Annotated in this window: 18 protein-coding genes; 10 read left to right on the top strand and 8 right to left on the bottom strand. The window is 71.8% G+C overall.

Features of this window, described 5'->3' with window-relative positions:
* Positions 1-121: 121 nt before the first annotated feature.
* Together ACTHJJ_RS15490 and ACTHJJ_RS15485 are read right to left on the bottom strand one after the other, a co-directional pair.
* Positions 122-709: an HhH-GPD-type base excision DNA repair protein gene (locus ACTHJJ_RS15490; RefSeq protein WP_440303838.1), complete on the bottom strand. Its 588-nt coding sequence runs from the start codon at positions 707-709 to the stop codon at positions 122-124.
* On the bottom strand, positions 706-1,377 hold the full coding sequence (locus ACTHJJ_RS15485; RefSeq protein WP_440303837.1) for an IMPACT family protein: 672 nt from the start codon (positions 1,375-1,377) through the stop codon (positions 706-708). Before ACTHJJ_RS15485 ends, ACTHJJ_RS15490 begins: the two co-directional genes overlap by 4 nt.
* Positions 1,378-1,481: 104 nt before the next feature.
* On the opposite strand from ACTHJJ_RS15485, the gene ACTHJJ_RS15480 reads away from it, so the two are divergent.
* Positions 1,482-1,850 (top strand): fluoride efflux transporter FluC, encoded by a 369-nt coding sequence (locus ACTHJJ_RS15480; RefSeq protein WP_440303836.1) that lies wholly within the window; start codon positions 1,482-1,484, stop codon positions 1,848-1,850.
* The gene (locus ACTHJJ_RS15475) at positions 1,847-2,212 is read left to right on the top strand and encodes a FluC/FEX family fluoride channel (RefSeq protein WP_440303835.1); all 366 of its coding nucleotides are present in this window, start codon (positions 1,847-1,849) and stop codon (positions 2,210-2,212) included. Before ACTHJJ_RS15480 ends, ACTHJJ_RS15475 begins: the two co-directional genes overlap by 4 nt.
* Here the strand turns inward: ACTHJJ_RS15475 and ACTHJJ_RS15470 are convergent.
* The gene (locus ACTHJJ_RS15470; RefSeq protein ID WP_440303834.1) at positions 2,205-2,882 is read right to left on the bottom strand and encodes a sirohydrochlorin chelatase; all 678 of its coding nucleotides are present in this window, start codon (positions 2,880-2,882) and stop codon (positions 2,205-2,207) included. The genes ACTHJJ_RS15475 and ACTHJJ_RS15470 overlap by 8 nt on opposite strands.
* A 41-nt stretch (positions 2,883-2,923) precedes the next feature.
* Between ACTHJJ_RS15470 and ACTHJJ_RS15465 the strand changes: the two genes are divergently transcribed.
* Positions 2,924-3,748, top strand: a complete 825-nt coding sequence (locus ACTHJJ_RS15465; protein WP_440303833.1) for an alpha/beta fold hydrolase — start codon at positions 2,924-2,926, stop codon at positions 3,746-3,748.
* Between the two features lie 11 nt (positions 3,749-3,759).
* Here the strand turns inward: ACTHJJ_RS15465 and ACTHJJ_RS15460 are convergent, their stop codons facing one another.
* Positions 3,760-4,455, bottom strand: a complete 696-nt coding sequence (locus ACTHJJ_RS15460) for a LuxR C-terminal-related transcriptional regulator (protein ID WP_440303832.1) — start codon at positions 4,453-4,455, stop codon at positions 3,760-3,762.
* Positions 4,452-5,882 carry an ATP-binding protein gene (locus ACTHJJ_RS15455; protein WP_440303831.1) on the bottom strand — a complete coding sequence of 477 codons (1,431 nt, stop codon included), beginning with the start codon at positions 5,880-5,882 and terminating at the stop codon, positions 4,452-4,454. Before ACTHJJ_RS15455 ends, ACTHJJ_RS15460 begins: the two co-directional genes overlap by 4 nt.
* A 124-nt stretch (positions 5,883-6,006) precedes the next feature.
* On the opposite strand from ACTHJJ_RS15455, the gene ACTHJJ_RS15450 reads away from it, so the two are divergent.
* The 3 genes from ACTHJJ_RS15450 to ACTHJJ_RS15440 all read left to right on the top strand — a co-directional run bounded on the left by ACTHJJ_RS15450 (position 6,007) and on the right by ACTHJJ_RS15440 (position 9,851).
* Entirely contained in the window at positions 6,007-7,308 is a 1,302-nt protein-coding gene (locus ACTHJJ_RS15450) for a PspC domain-containing protein (RefSeq protein WP_440303830.1), read from the top strand.
* Positions 7,305-7,787 (top strand): hypothetical protein, encoded by a 483-nt coding sequence (locus ACTHJJ_RS15445; RefSeq protein WP_440303829.1) that lies wholly within the window; start codon positions 7,305-7,307, stop codon positions 7,785-7,787. Before ACTHJJ_RS15450 ends, ACTHJJ_RS15445 begins: the two co-directional genes overlap by 4 nt.
* Before the next feature lie 99 nt (positions 7,788-7,886).
* Positions 7,887-9,851 carry a M13 family metallopeptidase gene (locus ACTHJJ_RS15440; RefSeq protein WP_440303828.1) on the top strand — a complete coding sequence of 655 codons (1,965 nt, stop codon included), beginning with the start codon at positions 7,887-7,889 and terminating at the stop codon, positions 9,849-9,851.
* A gap of 22 nt (positions 9,852-9,873) precedes the next feature.
* Here the strand turns inward: ACTHJJ_RS15440 and ACTHJJ_RS15435 are convergent, their stop codons facing one another.
* The gene (locus ACTHJJ_RS15435; protein WP_440303827.1) at positions 9,874-10,335 is read right to left on the bottom strand and encodes an SRPBCC family protein; all 462 of its coding nucleotides are present in this window, start codon (positions 10,333-10,335) and stop codon (positions 9,874-9,876) included.
* 166 nt (positions 10,336-10,501) lie between these two features.
* Here ACTHJJ_RS15435 and ACTHJJ_RS15430 point away from each other — a divergent pair, with 166 nt between their 5' ends.
* Entirely contained in the window at positions 10,502-11,455 is a 954-nt protein-coding gene (locus ACTHJJ_RS15430) for a hypothetical protein (protein WP_440303826.1), read from the top strand.
* A gap of 58 nt (positions 11,456-11,513) precedes the next feature.
* Here the strand turns inward: ACTHJJ_RS15430 and msrA are convergent, their stop codons facing one another.
* Positions 11,514-12,191 carry a peptide-methionine (S)-S-oxide reductase MsrA gene (msrA, locus tag ACTHJJ_RS15425; protein ID WP_440303825.1) on the bottom strand — a complete coding sequence of 226 codons (678 nt, stop codon included), beginning with the start codon at positions 12,189-12,191 and terminating at the stop codon, positions 11,514-11,516.
* Positions 12,192-12,502: 311 nt separating this feature from the next.
* Between msrA and ACTHJJ_RS15420 the strand changes: the two genes are divergently transcribed.
* The 3 genes from ACTHJJ_RS15420 to ACTHJJ_RS15410 all read left to right on the top strand — a co-directional run bounded on the left by ACTHJJ_RS15420 (position 12,503) and on the right by ACTHJJ_RS15410 (position 16,125).
* Positions 12,503-13,516: a GNAT family N-acetyltransferase gene (locus tag ACTHJJ_RS15420; RefSeq protein WP_440303824.1), complete on the top strand. Its 1,014-nt coding sequence runs from the start codon at positions 12,503-12,505 to the stop codon at positions 13,514-13,516.
* Between the two features lie 70 nt (positions 13,517-13,586).
* On the top strand, positions 13,587-14,765 hold the full coding sequence (locus tag ACTHJJ_RS15415) for a cystathionine gamma-synthase (protein WP_440303823.1): 1,179 nt from the start codon (positions 13,587-13,589) through the stop codon (positions 14,763-14,765).
* 22 nt (positions 14,766-14,787) lie between these two features.
* Positions 14,788-16,125: a glutamate mutase L gene (locus ACTHJJ_RS15410; protein ID WP_440303822.1), complete on the top strand. Its 1,338-nt coding sequence runs from the start codon at positions 14,788-14,790 to the stop codon at positions 16,123-16,125.
* A gap of 103 nt (positions 16,126-16,228) precedes the next feature.
* On the opposite strand, the gene greA is transcribed toward ACTHJJ_RS15410, so the two are convergent.
* On the bottom strand, positions 16,229-16,714 hold the full coding sequence (greA, locus tag ACTHJJ_RS15405; RefSeq protein WP_440303821.1) for a transcription elongation factor GreA: 486 nt from the start codon (positions 16,712-16,714) through the stop codon (positions 16,229-16,231).
* Between the last annotated feature and the right edge of the window lie 26 nt (positions 16,715-16,740).

The following is a 16,740-nucleotide window of genomic DNA, read 5'->3' as shown; positions in this document are numbered from 1 at the left end:
ACTACTGGGTCGACGTCGTCTTCGCCACCCAGTAGACCGTCGCGGTGCTCCGACCCGGCAGGCAGACCGGCCCCGTCCGAGCACCGCGCCGCCACGTGGTGGGCGGCGCCGCCGGGGGAGATCAGGCGTCGGCTCTGGCTGCCCCAGCCCTGGCCCGGGCCTTCATCTCCTTCTTGAACTCGCGCACCTTGACCTTCGAGGCGTCGTCGACCACATCGGCGATCGACCGGAAGCCGTCCTGGCCGTAGTCGCCGGTCGCTTCCTGCCAGCCGGCCGGCTGCACCCCGAACTGCTTGGCCAGGAGCGCGACGAAGATCCGCGCCTTCTGCGCCCCGAAGCCCGGCAGTGTGCCGACCCGGCGCACCAGCTCGGCACCGGAGTCGACATCCCGCCACACCGCGGCCGCGTCGGCATCCCAGTGCTCGACGAGGGCCTGGCACAGCTGCTGGGTGCGCTCGGCCATCGACCCGGGGAAGCGGTGCAGCGCCGGCGGCGTCCGGAACAGCTCCAGGAGCTCCTCCGGGGGCATCGCGGCAATGGCCGCGGCGTCGAGACGGTCGACGCCGAGGCGCTCGGCGAGGACGCTCGGCGAGGTGAATGCCTTCTCCATCGGGATCTGCTGGTCGAGGAGCATCCCGAGCATGAGGGCGAGAGGGTCGCGTTCGAGCAGGGCGTTGCCGTCGTCGGTCGTCGCGAGGTGCAGGGTCATGGCTCCATCCTGACCCATTCCTCGCCCACCGGGGCGAACCCGGATGCGCCCGCAGTCAGCTCGGCGAGCACCGCCCCGGCGTCCGCCTGGCCTGCGGGTGGGACGGCCGCCTCGATCCGCACCCCCTCCGCGCGGTAGTCCACCCCGGTCACGCGAAGGCCGGCTCGGCTCCGCAGGGCGTTCTCGACGCGGGGCCCGTCCGCGTGCGACACGGTCGTGGCGAGTATGACGGTGAGCTCGTACCGGGCGATCGTGGCGCTCTCGAGGGCGGCGTGGACGGCGTCGCCGTAGGCCCGGATCAGGCCGCCGGTGCCCAGCAGGACCCCGCCGAACCACCGGGTCACGACGGCGACGACATCGGTGACGGCGGCGCCGCGGAGGACCTCGAGCATCGGCATGCCGGCCGTGCCCGACGGCTCCCCGTCGTCGTTGCTTCGCTGCAGCGCGGCGTCGGGACCGAGGACGAACGCGGTGCAGTGGTGGCGCGCCTCCCGGGACTCGGCACGGACGCGCTCGATGACGGCCCGGGCGGCTTCCTCGCTCGAGGCCGGCCCGAGGTCGCAGACGAAGCGGGACCGCTTGACCTCGATCTCGGCCCGCACCGGCTCGGCCACCGTCAAGTAGGCGGGTCGCCAACCCGGGGCCGTCGCTGCTCCTCGTTCACCCACCGGAGCAGTATCGCGTGGCGTGCTTCACACCCGCCCCTCCGGTCGCAACCAAGCCGTGACCCGACGGTCCCCAAGGCGTGATGCTGACCCCGGACACTGGTGACATGCGTTTCGTGCCCGTCGCCCTAGGAGGCGCGGTGGGCACCCTGCTGCGGCTGCTGCTCACGCACGGAGACGCCGGGCACGGCTGGGACGTCCGGATGACGGTCGTCAATGTCGTCGGCGCATTCCTCCTCGGCGCCGCGAGCCAGCTCCGCCTGCGGCCCGACCAGCGCGACTTCCTCGTGACGGGCGGCCTCGGTGCGCTGACCTCGTTCTCGATCCTCGCCGTCGCCTTCGTGGCCGGCACCCAGGCCTCGGCGGCCTGGGTCGGTCTCGGCACGAGCGTGCTACTCAGCCTCGGGGCGGCACTCGCCGGCATCGTGCTCGGCCGCCTCCTCACGGACGAGGCCGAGCCAGGAGCCGAGGCATGACCTCGACCCCACTGTGGGCCTGGGCCCTCGCCGTGGCCGTCGGCGCCCTCTCGGCGGTCACCCGCGGCTGGCTCGTCGAGCGGCTCCCGACCCGGCGGCTACCGCTTGGTGTCCTCCTCGCGAACATCGTCGCGTGCGCCGTGGCCGGAGCCGCCGTCGCGGCACGTGATCGGATGGATGCCGCCTGGTTCTTCGTCCTCGTCGGAGGGCTCTGCGGAACCCTCTCGACCGTCGCCGACCTCAGCCGGGACACGGCCCTCCTCGTCCGCGAGCGTGACGTGGTCGGCGCGGTCGGCAACCTGACGCTCAACGTCGCGCTCGGGCTCGGCGCGAGCTGGGCGGCATACCTCGCGGTCAGCTGACGAACCGCTCGAGGACGATGTCGACCAGCGGAGCGGGCGCCGGCTCACCCGCGAGGAGGAGCGGCGGGGCGACATACTCGGCGCCGCAGCGCGCCGCCCGGTCGGCGAAGAAGCCCGGCGCGAGCAGGTAGCTCGCCACGACGACGCCGTGGCCAGCGCCGTGCTCGTCCGCGACGACGTCCTCGAGACGCGGCCGCGCCGCCGAGAGGTATGCCGCTGTGACGGGGACGTCGAGCAAGCCGGCCAGCTGGGTGGCCGCAGTCTCGCAGTCTGCCCTCGCCGAGCCGTCGGACGAGCCGGCGGCCGCCAGCACGACCGTCTCCCCGGCGTGGAGCTGCCTCTGCGCCAGGCGATCCCGGAGCAGCTCGGCGAGCCGCGGGTCCGGCCCGAGGGCTGGCGCGACCGTCGTGCCGGGGACCGAGGCGGCCGCGTCGGCGAGGTCGACGAAGACGTGGTAGCCGGCCGACAGGAGCAGCGGCACGAGGCGGGCCGACCGCCCGTCGAGCTCACTCAGGACCTCCGCCGGGCTCGGCTGCTGGACGTCGACGAAGGCCGAGCGCACGTCGAGGTCCGGTCGGCGCCGGGCGACGGCGTCGACCAGCGCGCGGACGGCGGCCTGGCCCTCCGGCGACGACGTGCCGTGTGAACAGGCGACGAGGACGGGCTGCATGCCTCCACGATGCCAGCCCCGGCCATCGATACGCTGGCGGGATGACGACAGCACCGGCCGACCCGCTCCACACGAGGTCGGTGGGGGAGGCCGGGCCGCGGATCGCCTTCCTCCACGGGCTGTTCGGGCAGGGGCGCAACTGGAACGAGATCGCCAAGGCGGTCGCCGGTCGTGGCCAGGACGACGCCCGCTGCCTGCTCATCGACCTGCCCGACCATGGCAGGTCGCCGCGGAGCGACCAGTTCTCCTACGAGGGCTACGCGGCGGCCGTCGCCGCGACGCTCGCCACGGCGGCGCCGGGGGAGCAGTGGACGCTCGTCGGGCACTCGCTCGGCGGCAAGGTCGCGATGCTCGTCGCGCTCCTGCACCCCGAGCTCGTCGAGCGGCTCGTCGTCGTCGACATCGCGCCGAAGGACTACGGCAACCTCTCCCGGTTCGAGGGCTACATCAACGAGATGCTCCGGCTGCCGCTCGATGAGCTCGCGAGCCGCGGTGACGCCGAGGCCCGGTTCCAGGAGCCGAACCCCGGGGTCAAGGCGTTCCTGCTCCAGAACCTGCGTCGGGAGGGGCAGGGCTGGCGCTGGCAGGCGAACCTCGACCTCATCGCGGCCGACGCCGCGCAGGGCTCCCGGTCCCGGATCGCCGGTTGGCCGACCGTCGCCGACGAGGTGTCGCCCTTCGAGGGGCCGGTGCTCTGGATCTCGGGCGGCGAGTCGCGCTACATCAAGGACGAGGACGCCGAGGTCATGCGCAGCCTCTTCCCCCGGGTGCGGCAGCTCACCGTCAAGGGCGCGAGCCACTGGGTCCACACCGATGCGCCGGAGATCGTCGTCGCGGCGCTGCGGCGCTTCATCGGCGCCGACTGACCAGGGCCGGATCAGAGCAGGCGGCGGCCCATCGCCCAGGCCGTCAGCTCGTGCCGCGACGAGAGCTGCAGCTTGCGCAGAACCGAGGAGACGTGTGTCTCGACGGTCTTGACCGAGATGTAGAGCTCCTTGGCGACCTCCTTGTACTGGTAGCCACGGGCGATGAGCCGCATGACCTCGCGTTCCCGTGCGGAGAGCCGGTCGAGCTCCTCGTCGATCTCGGCCACCTCGCCCGCCGCCGCGCCGAATGCGTCGAGGACGAAGCCGGCGAGCCGTGGGCTGAAGACGGCGTCCCCGTCGGCGACCCGCCCGATGGCGGTCAGCAGCTCCTCGGCGCTGATCGTCTTCGTCACGTAGCCGCGGGCACCGGCCCGGATGACGGCGATCACGTCCTCGGCGGCGTCGGACACCGAGAGCGCGAGGAACCGGACGGGCCCATTGCGCTCGCTGTCCACGCCGTCGCAGCCGCGGATGACGTCGGCGCCGCCGTGGCCGTCGCCACCGGGCAGGTGCACATCGAGCAGGACGACGTCCGGGCGCTGCTCCTTGATCGTGCTCACCGCGGACTCGACCGCACCCGCCTCACCGGCGACCTCGAGCCGGAAGGGCGCCTGCTCCGCGAGACCCATGAGCTCGGACCGCACCCCGGTCCGGAACATGTGGTGGTCGTCGACGATGACGATGCGGATGGTCCGGTCCTGGCTCATGCAGACTGCTCCTTGAGGCTCTGGGTGGGCTCGTTCTCGTGCGGCGCCGTCGGCTCGGGCGCCCGCTGCTCTGGCTGAGTCTCCCGCGACGTCCCCTCGGGCGCTGGCTCGTCGGGCTCCCGCTTCGGCGCCTTCTTCTCCTGCTGCGGGGACTTCGGCCCCTCGGAGATGGGCTCGACGGGCAGGCACAGCTCGATCTCGGTCCCGTCACTGCGGCGACGGATCTTGGCGGTCCCGCCGTGCCGCTCCATCCGGCCGATGATGGACTCGCGCACGCCGGCGCGGTCGGCCGCCACGGCGTCGAGGTCGAAGCCCGAGCCGTGGTCGCGCACGAAGGCCTCCACGGCCTTCGGTCCGACCTCGACGTATGCCGTGACGGGCGGGCTCGCGTGACGGACCGCGTTCCAGGCCGCCTCGCGGACCGCCTTGACGAGGGCCTCGAGGTGCGAGTCCATCGGCCGGTCACCGGTCACGACGAGCTCGACCGGCACGCCGTGCAGGTCCTCGACCTCGTCGAGGGCCGCGGTCAGGGCGGCGCCAAGGGTGCCGGCACGGGCGTCCTCGTCGTAGAGGTAGGAGCGCAGCTGCCGTTCCTGGGCGCGCGCGAGCCGGGCGACCATGCCGGCGTCCTGGGACTGCCGCTGGATGAGGGCGAGGGTCTGCAGGACCGAGTCGTGCAGGTGGGCGGCGATGTCGGCGCGCTCGGTCGCCCGGATGCGAGCCGCCTGCTCCTCGCGCAGGTTGCTCCACAGGCGAAGGACCCAGGGAGCCGAGAGCACCGCGAGGCCGACAAGGGCGGCGAGCACCGCGCCTGCGACCTGCCACAGGTCACTGAGGTTGGTGCCGCGAGCGAGCAGGCCGACGAGGCCGAGTGTGACGAGACCGAGGCCGATGACCAGCCAGATCCAGCGAACCGGGCGCCTCGCCCCGCCCGTGCCGGCGTCGTCGAGCTGGGACCAGAAGAAGACCGCGCCGATCCCGATGGCGACGACCGGCAGCACGACCTCCGGGTGGACGTTCACGCCGGCCCGTCCGAGCCACATGGCACCGGCCGCGGCGAGCACCGCGATGCCGAGGATCGTCAGCAGGACGGCCTGGTTGCCGCTGCGGATCCACGCTCGGATCGCGCCGGGAGACAGCTGGATGCCACCGTTCGAGGTGGTCGGCCTGAGCTCCGGGTCACCCGGTGCGGCGTTGCGCATCGTGGCCCAGAGGAAGACGTAGACGGTCAGGCCCGCCGCGAAGGGGAACGAGGTCAGCACGAAGATGATCCGGACGATCTTGACCGGCACGCCGAGGTGGTTCGCGAGGCCGATCGCGACGCCACCGATGACCCGGCCGGATCGGGGGCGCACAAGCGGGGGCCGCGGCGTCCCGCGGGGTACCGGCGGGGTCGCGGCGCCCTGGGGGTGCTGTGCCGTGTCCATGTGCCCATCCTCGCCCACGGAGACCGTGCTGACGACCACCGCCGCGGGGTTTGGGGGTCGGGTCAGGGTCGGTTCAGGGTCGACCCTCATGGCTGGGCCGGACACGGCACGACAGTCTGGTGCCATGACCAAGAAGACCCCATCCCACGGGCTCGACGGCTTCTACGAGGCGCTGCGCCGGCCCGGCATCACGCGGATCAGCGACGGACGCTGGTTCGCCGGCGTCGCGGCAGGCATCGCCCGCCGCCTCGGCGTCGACCCGCTCGTCGTCCGCGCCGGCTTCATCCTCTTCGGGTTGTTCTTCGGGATGGGGATCGCCCTCTACCTCGTCGCCTGGCTGCTCATGCCGGACGAGAAGGGCAAGCTGCCGATCGAGGCGGCCCTCAAGTACGGCGACGGCGGCTCGATCTTCCTGCTCGTCATCGCCGGGATCTCGCTCTTCGGCGGCGGCCCCTGGTGGAACGGCGACTGGAACGGCTTCCGCTTCGTCGGTTTCGTCGCGCTCGCGGCGGTCGCCTGGTGGTTCCTCACCCAGACGGACTCGGGGCGGGACCTGCTGAAGTCACGGCCGCGCGCCGGTGCGCCGGACCCGACGAGGCCGCAGGACCCGACGGCCCCGCCCGCGACGTCCGGAGTCTCCACCGGCAACGCGGCCGCGGCTGCCGGCGCCACCCTGGCGGCACCCACCCCACCCCCGGCGCCCGAGCCGGCGCCGGCCTGGGCACCCAGCCCAGCCGCATACCGTGAACCCCGCGTCCGGGTGCGGGGGATCGGCTTCGCGGCCGGCCTGCTCATCCTCGGCCTGGCAACTGTCGCCGGCGCGGTCGTCCTCAGCGTCGCCGACTCCATCGGGTGGAGCGGCAGCCACGTCGGGCTCGCGTTCGCGGCGGCCCTCGGGACGCTCGGCCTCGGCCTCGTCGTCGCCGGCCTCGCCGGCCGCAGGTCCGGATGGCTCACGCCGTTCGCGGTGTTCGGCATCTTCGCCACGCTGATGACGATGATCACCCCGAGGGGCATGACCGTCCCGTTCCACGTCGGTGACGCGAACTACGTCGTGACGACGATGAGCGCGGACAACCGGTACCAGAACGGGATCGGCAAGCTGCGAGTCGACCTGGCGGGCGCCGACTACTCGAAGACCGGCGGCAAGGACGTCGTGAACGTCACGCTCGGCCTGGGCCAGCTCGACCTCGTCCTTCCGCCGAACGCCAGCGTCATGGTCCACGCCAAGGCGAAGGCCGGTGACCTCAAGGCGGTCGGGGCCAACGAGGCGAACCACGTCATCTCCGGGAGCAGGCAGTTCGCCATCGACGGCACCGGCTGGAACGAGACCGTCACCTACGGTCCGGCCGGGCAGCCGGAGATCGAGGTCTACGCCGAGGTCGGCGCCGGCCAGATCAACATCACGACAGGAAGCGCGTCATGAGCGAGCACCCGACCGAGCCGCGTGAGAACCGACCCGACGACCCGATGGACGAGGCGATGAACGAGAACGAGCAGCGTCAGCACGCGCAGCAGCGCCAGGACGACACCGCCTTCATCGGCGGTGACCCGACCCGGGCGATCCCGGAGCCGCAGCCGTTCCGGGTCGAGCCGTCCACGCCGGTCCCGGACGATGTCGTGGCGGCGCAGGCCACGGCGGGACCGCCCGCGCCGGACCCGGCCACCCGCCGGCCGGACCCCGAGCCGTACCGCCCGCCGCTCGTGACCGTGCGGAAGGGGCCGCGCCCCGGAACCGTGATGCTCGGACTGCTCGCCGTCGTCGTCGCCGCCTACGTGCTCATCACCAACCTCACCGGTGCCCAGGTCGACATCGCCCGGATGGGACCCTCGCTCCTCGGTGGCGTCGGTGTGCTGCTCCTGCTGATCGGGCTCACGGGGGTCCTCCTGGGTCGCCGCCGCTGACCACCACGCAGAGGTATGCCGCTCCGCTGACCCAGCCCAGCGGCATACCTTCCCGTCGTGGTTAGGCTGTGGCGAGCCCATCCGACAGGAGAACCCGACGTGACACCGAAGTCCGGCATCGACCTCGACAACCTCGACCCGTCGACGCGTCCCCAGGACGACCTCTTCCGGTTCGTCAACGGCACATGGCTCGCCACCACGGAGATCCCGGGCGACCGGGCGCGGTTCGGGACCTTCGACATCCTGCGCGAGGAGTCGACGAGCCGGGTGCGCGACCTCATCGAGGAGGCGGCGCGCGACACGGACGCCCCGGCTGGCTCACCGAGCCGGCAGGTGGGCGACCTCTATGCGAGCTTCATGGACACCGCGCGGGTCGAGGATCTCGGCCTCGCGCCGCTGCAGCCGTGGCTCGGCGAGGTGGCCGCGATCGACTCCGTCGAGGGTCTCGTCGCCGCCCTCGGCCGGCTGCGCCGGGTGGGTGTGGACGGGCTCGTGCAGCCCTACGTCGCACCGGACGAGCGCTCGCCCGAGGACTACGTCGTCTACCTCGAGCAGGGCGGGCTCGGGCTGCCGGACGAGTCGTACTACCGCGAGGACAAGTACGCCCAGATCCGCGAGAAGTACGTCGCGCACATCGGGCGCATGCTCGGGCTTGCCGGCGTGCCCGACGCCGAGGACAAGGCCGGCCGCATCATGGCCCTCGAGACGCGGATCGCGAAGTCCCACTGGGACAACGTCACGAACCGGGACGCGATCAAGACCTACAACGCCCGGACCCGCGCCGAGCTCGACGAGATGGCCCCCGAGTACCGCTGGGGCCGCTGGCTCGCCGCGCTCGAGGCGCCCGACGACGCGCTGGCCAAGGTCGTGGTGCGCCAGCCGAGCTTCGTCGAGTCGCTGAATGCCGCGTTGACCGGAGTCGACCTCGACGACTGGCGGGCCTGGCTCACCTGGCACGTCATCTCCGAGCTCGCGCCGCTGCTGCCGCAGGCCCTCGTCGACGAGGACTTCGACTTCTACGGGCGCACCCTCTCCGGCCAGCCGGAGAACAAGGAGCGGTGGAAGCGCGGCGTCTCCGTCGTCGAGGAGGCCGTCGGCGAGGCCGTCGGGCGGCTCTACGCCGACAAGTGGTTCCCGCCCGAGGCGAAGGAGCGGATGCAGCACCTCGTCGCCAACCTCGTCGAGGCGTTCCGGCGCTCGTTCGGGTCCCTCGAGTGGATGAGCCCGGAGACGCGGGCGCAGGCGATCGCCAAGCTCGACCAGTTCACCCCGAAGATCGGCTACCCGGACCAGTGGCGCGACTACTCGTCGATCGAGATCGCCGCCGATGACCTGATCGGGAACGTCTGCCGCGCCACGGCCTTCGAGGTCGACCGCAACCTCGCGAAGCTCGGCCAGCCGATCGACCGGGGCGAGTGGTTCATGCTGCCGCAGACCGTCAACGCCTACTACATGCCCTCGATGAACGAGATCGTCTTCCCGGCGGCGATCCTCCAGCCCCCGTTCTTCGACCTCGAGGCCGACGACGCGGTCAACTACGGCGGCATCGGCGCCGTGATCGGCCACGAGCTCGGCCACGGCTTCGATGACCAGGGCTCGCGCTACGACGGCACCGGTGCGCTGCGCGACTGGTGGACCGAGGACGACCGCAAGCGGTTCGACGCGCTCGCCCAGCGGCTCATCGCCCAGTTCGACACCTACGTGCCGCAGGGTCTCGATGACTCGCACCACGTCAACGGCGCCCTCACGGTCGGTGAGAACATCGGCGACCTCGGTGGCCTGCAGATCGGCTACGCCGCGTACCGGATCGCGACCGAGGAGACCGGGATGCCGGAGATCGACGGCTACACCGGCCCGCAGCGGTTCTTCATGGGCTGGGCCCAGGTCTGGAAGGGCAAGGCCCGCCCCGAGGAGGCGGTCCGGCTCCTCGCGATCGACCCGCACTCGCCCCAGGAGCTGCGGGGCAACGCGGTGCGCAACGTGGCGGAGTTCCACGAGGCGTTCGGCGTCACGCCGGACGACGCGCTGTGGCTGCCCGAGGAGGAGCGGGTCCGGATCTTCTGACGGACGCTTCAGGAAGCCTCGGTCAGGATGCCTCGGCCACCTGCTTGAGCTTCTTCAGGCCGCGCTCGAAGTCGGGAGCGACCATCTTCTCCATCGACCAGAACCGGCTCATCAGGCGCATCACGAGGTTCTGCGGACCGGTCATGAGCCACTCGACCCGGCTGGTCGTGCCGTGCGGGACGATCGTGAAGTCGATCCGGTTGTGCGCCTGCATCGGCGACTGGAACAGCAGGTCGATGCCGACATGCGTGTCGACCGCCTCGAGGATCTCCATCCGACCGGAGCCAGCCTTGCTGTTGCCCCGCCAGGCGTAGATGGCACCCACCCCGGACTGCGGCCCCTGGTAGGTGCGCTCCATGTCCGGGTCGAGGTCCTCCCACGGGGACCACCGCTGCCACTCGTGCAGGTCGGTGATCAGGGGCGTGATCCGCTCCGGGGGAGCGGCGATCTCGATCGAGCGGCTGACGCTGAACTCCTTCGGCATGGCGTCACCCTAGGCCGTGGGGCGTGGCGTGCCTGCCCGAACGGCGTGATGCCCGGGCGAGCCGCCGGTCGCGGGCTTCTCCCGAAGCGGAAGTGGCTCGTCCGGAAAGGTGGTTAGCGTGGCGTCGTGGTCAGGGCGACTCCACGTGGAACGAAGGAGGGGACCGATGGACGATGTGACGACGTGGTTGCTCGAGGGCGACCCCGCGATCCGGTGGCAGGTGCTGCGCGACCTCACCGACGCGCCGGAGCACGAGGTGGCGGCCGAGCGTGCCCGGGTCGCCGAGACCGGCTGGGGGAGAGCGCTGCTCGACCTGCAGGTCGACGGCCAATGGGCCGGCGGCGCGTGCTTCCCCAGCCGTGACTGGCGCCCCTCCGGGCCGGTCGTGGGGGACCCCGCCGCGCAGCCGTGGACCTCCACGCTGCCGACGCTGCGGCTGTTGCGCGACCTGGGCGTCGACCGGGCGGACCCGGGCGTGCGCAAGGCCGTCGACGGGGTGCGCGAGCAGTCGAGGTGGGAGCATGCGGGCCAGCCGTTCTTCGAGGGCGAGGTCGAACCCTGCATCAACGGCGGCACCGTGGCCATCGGTGCGTACTTCGGTGAGGCCGTCGACGGCATCGTGCAGCGCCTGCTCGGCGAACAGCTCGCCGACGGGGGCTGGAACTGTGAGGCCGAGAACGGCTCGACCAGGTCGTCGTTCCACTCGACCATCTGTGTGCTGGACGGCCTGCTCGAGTACGAGCGTGCTGGCGGGGAGCACGCTGTCGGCGAGGCACGTCGGCGTGGCGAGGAGTACCTGCTGACCCGGAGCCTCTTCCGGCGGGCGAGCACCGGTGAGGTGGTCGATCGCGACTGGCTCTCGTTCTCGTTCCCGACCCAGTGGCACTACGACGTCCTCTGGGGCCTCGACTACCTCCGCTCGACCGGCGCCGCCCCTGACCCACGGCTGACCGAGGCGGTCGAGCTGGTCCGCGACAAGCGGCAGGCGGACGGCCGCTGGCTCCTCGAGAACACCCACCCGGGTCTCATGTACTTCCATCTCGAGGAGGGCGACGGCAGGCCCAGCCGCTGGAACACGCTGCGGGCGTTGCGGGTGCTGCGCTGGTACGACGGGGCGTGACCCTCCCGCCCAAGGGGGGCACGCCGTCCGACGTGCACCCCCGCGGGGCGTCGCCGCCTCAGCCGTCGGAGCGCACCACCGACTCCTGACTCGGCACCTCGTCCTGGCGGACGATGCCGACCGGGCAGGTCATGCCGTTCGGGCCGTGGTTGCAGTAGCCCATCGGGTTCTTGTGCAGGTAGCCCTGGTGGTAGTCCTCGGCGACGTAGAACGGCCCGGCCTCCTCGGCGGAGCGGATCTCGGTCGTGATCTCGCCGTGGCCGTGCTCGTGCAGCACCTTCTGGAACGCGTCGCGGGTCGCGATCGCGGCGCGCTCCTGCTCGGGCGTCGTCCAGTAGATCGCCGACCGGTAGCCGGTGCCGACGTCGTTGCCCTGCCGGTTCGCCGTCGTCGGGTCGTGGTTCTCCCAGAACTGCTTGAGCAGCAGCTCGGGGCTCGTCTGCTTCGTGTCGTACACGACACGGACGATCTCGGCGTGGCCGGTCATTCCGGTGCAGACCTCTTCGTAGGTCGGGTTCGGCGTGTAGCCGCCCATGTAGCCCGCGGCCGTCGCGACGACCCCCGGCTGGCGCCAGAAGATCCGCTCGACGCCCCAGAAGCAGCCCATCCCGACGAAGATGACCTCCGATCCTTCCGGCCACGGCCCCTCGACCGGGGTGCCGAGGACGACGTGCGTCGGGTTGATGGCATAGGGGCGCTCCGCCCGTCCGGGCAGCGCCTCCTCGCGCGCGGGCATCGTGGTCTTCCTGCCGTATCCGAACACCATCCCAGTGTCACACCTTCGTCCGAGCGGTCGCGTACGCCGGTGCCAACGCTCGGCAGCCGTCACGTATGCCGCTGACCACGCCCTCCCCGGCGCCGTTCGCCCCGCGTGGGGTGCGCCTCGGCTCAGCCGGCCCAGTCCACGACGGGGAGCCGACGGCACCGAGGAGACGCACGACCTCTACCTGCTGCCGGCCGATCCAGGGCCTGCCGACGCCTAGGCGCGGCGATCGGCCCGGGGAAATGGGTGGCACGAGAGAGCGGCCGCTGGCAAGGATGTCCGCCGTGAGCGAGCACTTCGACATCCGGCCTCTCGACCCCCTCGACCCCGCGCAGGAAGTGGTGACCGAGCACTGGCTCGGCGTGCACAACGGCATCCAGCGGGAGCTCTTCGGTGACACCGGCAGCTCCTGGACCGTCTCCGAGATGCGAGCCTTCCACCGTCGGGGTGACCGCCGACGCGTGGCCCTGGTCGCGTCGCAGGCCGGCGAGGTGGTCGGCGCCCTCGAGGTCATGATGCCCCTGCACGACAACCATCACATGGCCATGCTCTGGCTCTCGGTCCACTCGGCAGCGAGGGGACAGGGCATCGGTTCGGCCCTGCTGGACCAGGCCGAGCGGATCGCCGCGGACAACGGCCGGACCACGATCCTCGCGGAGACCGAGTGGGCAGCCGGTGACAGCGACACTCGGGAGGGATGGGCGAAGGCGCGCGGCTACGCGATCGCGCAGACGACGCTGCGCAGCAGGCAGGCGCTTCCCGCCGATCGTGACCAGCTCACGACGATCGTCGAGGGGCCTGGCACCGACGCCTACCTCGTCGAGACGATCGTCGACGAGCTGCCGCAGGCATGGTTCGACGACCTGGCCCTGCTCCGACGCCGCATGTCGACCGACGCGCCCCTGGGCGACCTGCAGACCGAGGAGGAGGTCTGGGACGTCGACCGGGTCCGGGCCCAGCACGAGAGCATCCGCGCCGGCGGTCGGCGGGTCCTCGTGAGCGTCGCACGTCACGTCCCGACCGGTCACCTCGTCGGCTACACCGACCTCCACGTCCCGACCGGGGACGGCACGCTCGCCTACCAGCAGGACACCCTCGTGGTCCGGGAGCACCGCGGCCACGGGCTCGGCGCCCGCCTCAAGGCGGCCACCGCCTTGCGCCTCATGGACGAGCTGCCCGACGTCAGGTCGATCCGCACATGGAACGCCGACGACAACACGCACATGCTGGCCGTGAACCGCCAGCTCGGCTATGTCGTCGACGGCTACAGCCGGGAGTGGCAGAAGGTCGTCTCCTGAGGCCTCGACTCGTGGGGACCGGCCGGGAGCCCGCCCAGCGGCCTACGGTCTCCCGGCTAGGCTGACGCCCATGTCTGACGACCACGGCTTCTCCACGCGCGCCATCCACGCCGGCCAGGCGGCCGACGCGTCCACCGGGGCGGTCAGCGTCCCGATCTACCAGGTCTCGACCTACAAGCAGGACGGCATCGGCGGGTTCCGCGGCGGCTACGAGTACAGCCGGTCGGCCAACCCGACGCGGACGGCGCTCGAGGAGTGCTACGCCTCCCTGGAGGGCGGCAGCCGGGGCTTCGCCTTCGCCTCCGGCCTCGCCGGGCAGGACACCCTCGTCCGGTCGCTGCTCGTCCCCGGCGACCACGTCGTCGTGCCGAGCGACGCGTACGGCGGCACCTACCGCTACTTCAACAAGGTCGCGAAGCCGCACGGCATCGACCACTCCATCGCGAAGATCGCCGACGTCGACGCGGTCCGCGCCGCGATCGTCCCGGGCAAGACCAAGATGGTCTGGGTCGAGACCCCGACCAACCCGCTCCTCGGCATCGCCGACATCGAGGCGATCGCCGAGGTCGCGCACGACGCCGGCGCGGTCCTCGTCGTCGACAACACCTTCGCGAGCGCCTATCTGCAGAACCCGCTCGCCCTCGGCGCCGACGTCGTCACGCACTCCACGACCAAGTACAGCGGCGGCCACAGCGACGTCGTCGGTGGCATCGTCGTCACGGCCGGCGGGATCAGCGTCCCCGGGCTCGAGGACGCCGAGGAGCGGATTGCCTTCCACCAGAACAGCATCGGTGGAGTTGCAGGACCCTTCGACGCCTGGCTCACCCTTCGCGGGCTCAAGACCCTGGCGGTGAGGATGGAGCGCCACTGCGACAACGCGGAGAAGGTCGTCGACTTCCTCACCGGCCAGGAGGGCGTGTCCCAGGTCTTCTACCCGGGGCTGCCGTCTCACACGAACCACGAGGTCGCCGCCCGGCAGATGAAGCGCTTCGGCGGCATGGTGAGCTTCCGCCTGAAGAAGGGCGAGGACGCCGCGGTCAAGGCCTGCGCGGCCGTCCAGCTGTGGACCCTCGGCGAGTCCCTCGGTGGCGTCGAGTCACTCATCGAGCACCCGGCGAGGATGACGCACGCGAGCGTCGCCGGGACCGAGCTCGAGGTCCCCGCCGACCTCATCCGCCTCTCCGTCGGCATCGAGGACGTGGATGACCTCATCGAGGACCTGCGCGAGGCGCTCGACATCCACGCCTGAGCACCGCCACGCCGAGCGCGACATGACGATCCTCGCCGTCGACTTCGGGTCGACGTTCACCAAGGGTGCGCTCGTCGCCGCCGACGGGACCGTCAAGGGGACCGCGGCGACCCCGACGACCGGCACGCAGGGCAGCGGCGACATCCTCGACGGCTACCGCGCCCTCCGCGCGGCCCTCGGGGTGCCCGCGGACGCGACCGTCCACGCCTGCTCCAGCGCCGGCGGCGGGCTGCGCCTCGCCGTCGTCGGCTACGAGGCGACCGTCACCGCCCAGGCGGGCCACCGGGTCGGCCTCTCCGCGGGGGCGAAGGTCGTCCACGTCGCGAGCGGCACGCTCACGACGAGGGACGTGAGCGGCCTACGCGCCGCTCGTCCCGACATCGTCCTGCTCGTCGGGGGGACGGACGGCGGCAACGCGGAGGTGCTGCTCCACAACGCGGCCCGGCTCGCCAGGGCCACGATCGGCGGCCACGGCGCGCACGCGGTCCCCATCGTGCTCGCCGGCAACATCGAGGCGCGCGACGAGGCGGCCACCCTCCTGGCCGAGACGCAGCGGCCCACCATCCTGGCCGGGAACGTGCTGCCCGAGATCGGCGTCATCGCGCCCGACTCCGCGCGGGCGGCGATCCGGGAGGCCTTCCTGCGGCACGTCATCGGGGGCAAGGGGCTGTCGAAGGACCCAGCCTTCGGTGCCATGGTCGAGGGGGCCACCCCGGACGTCGTCCTCCGCGGTGTCGAGGTGCTCGCCGGTCAGGTCGACGGCGACGTGATGGTGCTCGACATCGGCGGCGCGACGACCGACGTCTACTCCGTCATCACCCCCGAAGGCGAGGACGCCAGCCTGCGCAAGGACGTCGTCGCCCCGCTCTGGCACGGGCGCACCGTCGAGGGCGACCTCGGGATGCGCTGGAACGCCGAGGGGGTCATCGAGGCGGCCCAGTCCGAGCGGCTCGCCGAGTCCGTCCTCTGCTGGGAGGAGCTGCGCAGGTATGCGGCTTCGCTGACCTCGTGCCCGGGCGCAGTCCCGGCCGACGACCGGGAGCGCCGCCTCGACGTCGCGCTCGCCCGGCTGGCGGCGCTCGTGGCGGTGCGGCGCCATTCGCGGCCCGCCCAGCCGACCGAGTCGCCGCGGCCGCTTGCCAACGTGACGACGCTCGTCGGGTCCGGGGGAGTGCTCCGGCACGCCGACGACGGGGGCCGCGAGCGGATCCTCGGCTCGGTCCTCGCCGACCACGCGGGGGGCTGGCGCGTGCCCCGGGCGGCCCGCGCAGACGTCGACTCGGAGTACCTGCTGTTCGTCGCCGGCCTGCTCGTCGAGCACGAGCCGGACCTCGCCGCCGCCGTCGCCGCCCAGATCTGACGGCAGCGCCGACATACAGAAACACACCGGGTAATCGACAACACCCCCGGGTCGGAACCCGGTGTGTCGACGGTTACCCGGTGTGTTCCGGGTCAGGTGGAGCTCAGGACTTGTAGGGCTTCGCCTTGAGGATCTTGACCTCGATCGTCTTGCCGTTCGGCGCCTCGTAGGACGTCGTGTCGCCGACGCTCTTGCCGTTGATGGCCGCGCCCATGGCGGACTTCTCGGAGAAGACCTGCAGGTCGGTGTCGTCCGCGATCTCACGGTTGCCGAGCAGGAAGGTCTCCTCGTCGCCGAACATCTCGACCGTGACGACCATGCCGGGCTCGACGATGCCGTCGTCGGGAGGGGTCTCGCCGATCACGGCGTTGTGGAGCAGCTCCTGCAGCTGCCGGATACGGGCCTCCATCTTGCCCTGTTCCTCGCGCGCGGCGTGGTATCCGCCGTTCTCCTTGAGGTCGCCCTCCTCGCGGGCCTCCTCGATCTTGCGCGCGATCTCGATCCGACCTTCGCCGGACAGCTGTTCCAGCTCCGCCTTGAGGCGGTCGTAGGCCTCCTGAGTCAGGAAGCTCGCAGCGGTCTCGGTCACGATGTGCAACTCCTCGGATGAAACGG

The sequence above is a fragment of the Intrasporangium sp. genome, assembly GCF_051961875.1.
Classification (GTDB): domain Bacteria; phylum Actinomycetota; class Actinomycetes; order Actinomycetales; family Dermatophilaceae; genus Intrasporangium_A.
Note: the sequence above shows the minus strand (reverse complement) of the source record. Positions and strands in the feature narration are given on the sequence as shown.

What these genes read in the sequence shown, in the direction of transcription:
- ACTHJJ_RS15455 (WP_440303831.1), bottom strand. Translation starts at nt 5,882, where the DNA reads ATGGACACGGCACAGCACCCCCAGGGCGCCGCGACCCCGCCGGTACCC.
- ACTHJJ_RS15470 (WP_440303834.1), bottom strand. Translation starts at nt 2,882, where the DNA reads ATGCAGCCCGTCCTCGTCGCCTGTTCACACGGCACGTCGTCGCCGGAG.
- ACTHJJ_RS15415 (WP_440303823.1), top strand. Translation starts at nt 13,587, where the DNA reads ATGTCTGACGACCACGGCTTCTCCACGCGCGCCATCCACGCCGGCCAG.
- ACTHJJ_RS15450 (WP_440303830.1), top strand. Translation starts at nt 6,007, where the DNA reads ATGACCAAGAAGACCCCATCCCACGGGCTCGACGGCTTCTACGAGGCG.
- ACTHJJ_RS15460 (WP_440303832.1), bottom strand. Translation starts at nt 4,455, where the DNA reads ATGAGCCAGGACCGGACCATCCGCATCGTCATCGTCGACGACCACCAC.
- ACTHJJ_RS15410 (WP_440303822.1), top strand. Translation starts at nt 14,788, where the DNA reads ATGACGATCCTCGCCGTCGACTTCGGGTCGACGTTCACCAAGGGTGCG.
- ACTHJJ_RS15490 (WP_440303838.1), bottom strand. Translation starts at nt 709, where the DNA reads ATGACCCTGCACCTCGCGACGACCGACGACGGCAACGCCCTGCTCGAA.
- ACTHJJ_RS15480 (WP_440303836.1), top strand. Translation starts at nt 1,482, where the DNA reads ATGCGTTTCGTGCCCGTCGCCCTAGGAGGCGCGGTGGGCACCCTGCTG.
- ACTHJJ_RS15435 (WP_440303827.1), bottom strand. Translation starts at nt 10,335, where the DNA reads ATGCCGAAGGAGTTCAGCGTCAGCCGCTCGATCGAGATCGCCGCTCCC.
- ACTHJJ_RS15430 (WP_440303826.1), top strand. Translation starts at nt 10,502, where the DNA reads ATGGACGATGTGACGACGTGGTTGCTCGAGGGCGACCCCGCGATCCGG.
- ACTHJJ_RS15445 (WP_440303829.1), top strand. Translation starts at nt 7,305, where the DNA reads ATGAGCGAGCACCCGACCGAGCCGCGTGAGAACCGACCCGACGACCCG.
- msrA (WP_440303825.1), bottom strand. Translation starts at nt 12,191, where the DNA reads ATGCCCGCGCGCGAGGAGGCGCTGCCCGGACGGGCGGAGCGCCCCTAT.
- ACTHJJ_RS15465 (WP_440303833.1), top strand. Translation starts at nt 2,924, where the DNA reads ATGACGACAGCACCGGCCGACCCGCTCCACACGAGGTCGGTGGGGGAG.
- ACTHJJ_RS15475 (WP_440303835.1), top strand. Translation starts at nt 1,847, where the DNA reads ATGACCTCGACCCCACTGTGGGCCTGGGCCCTCGCCGTGGCCGTCGGC.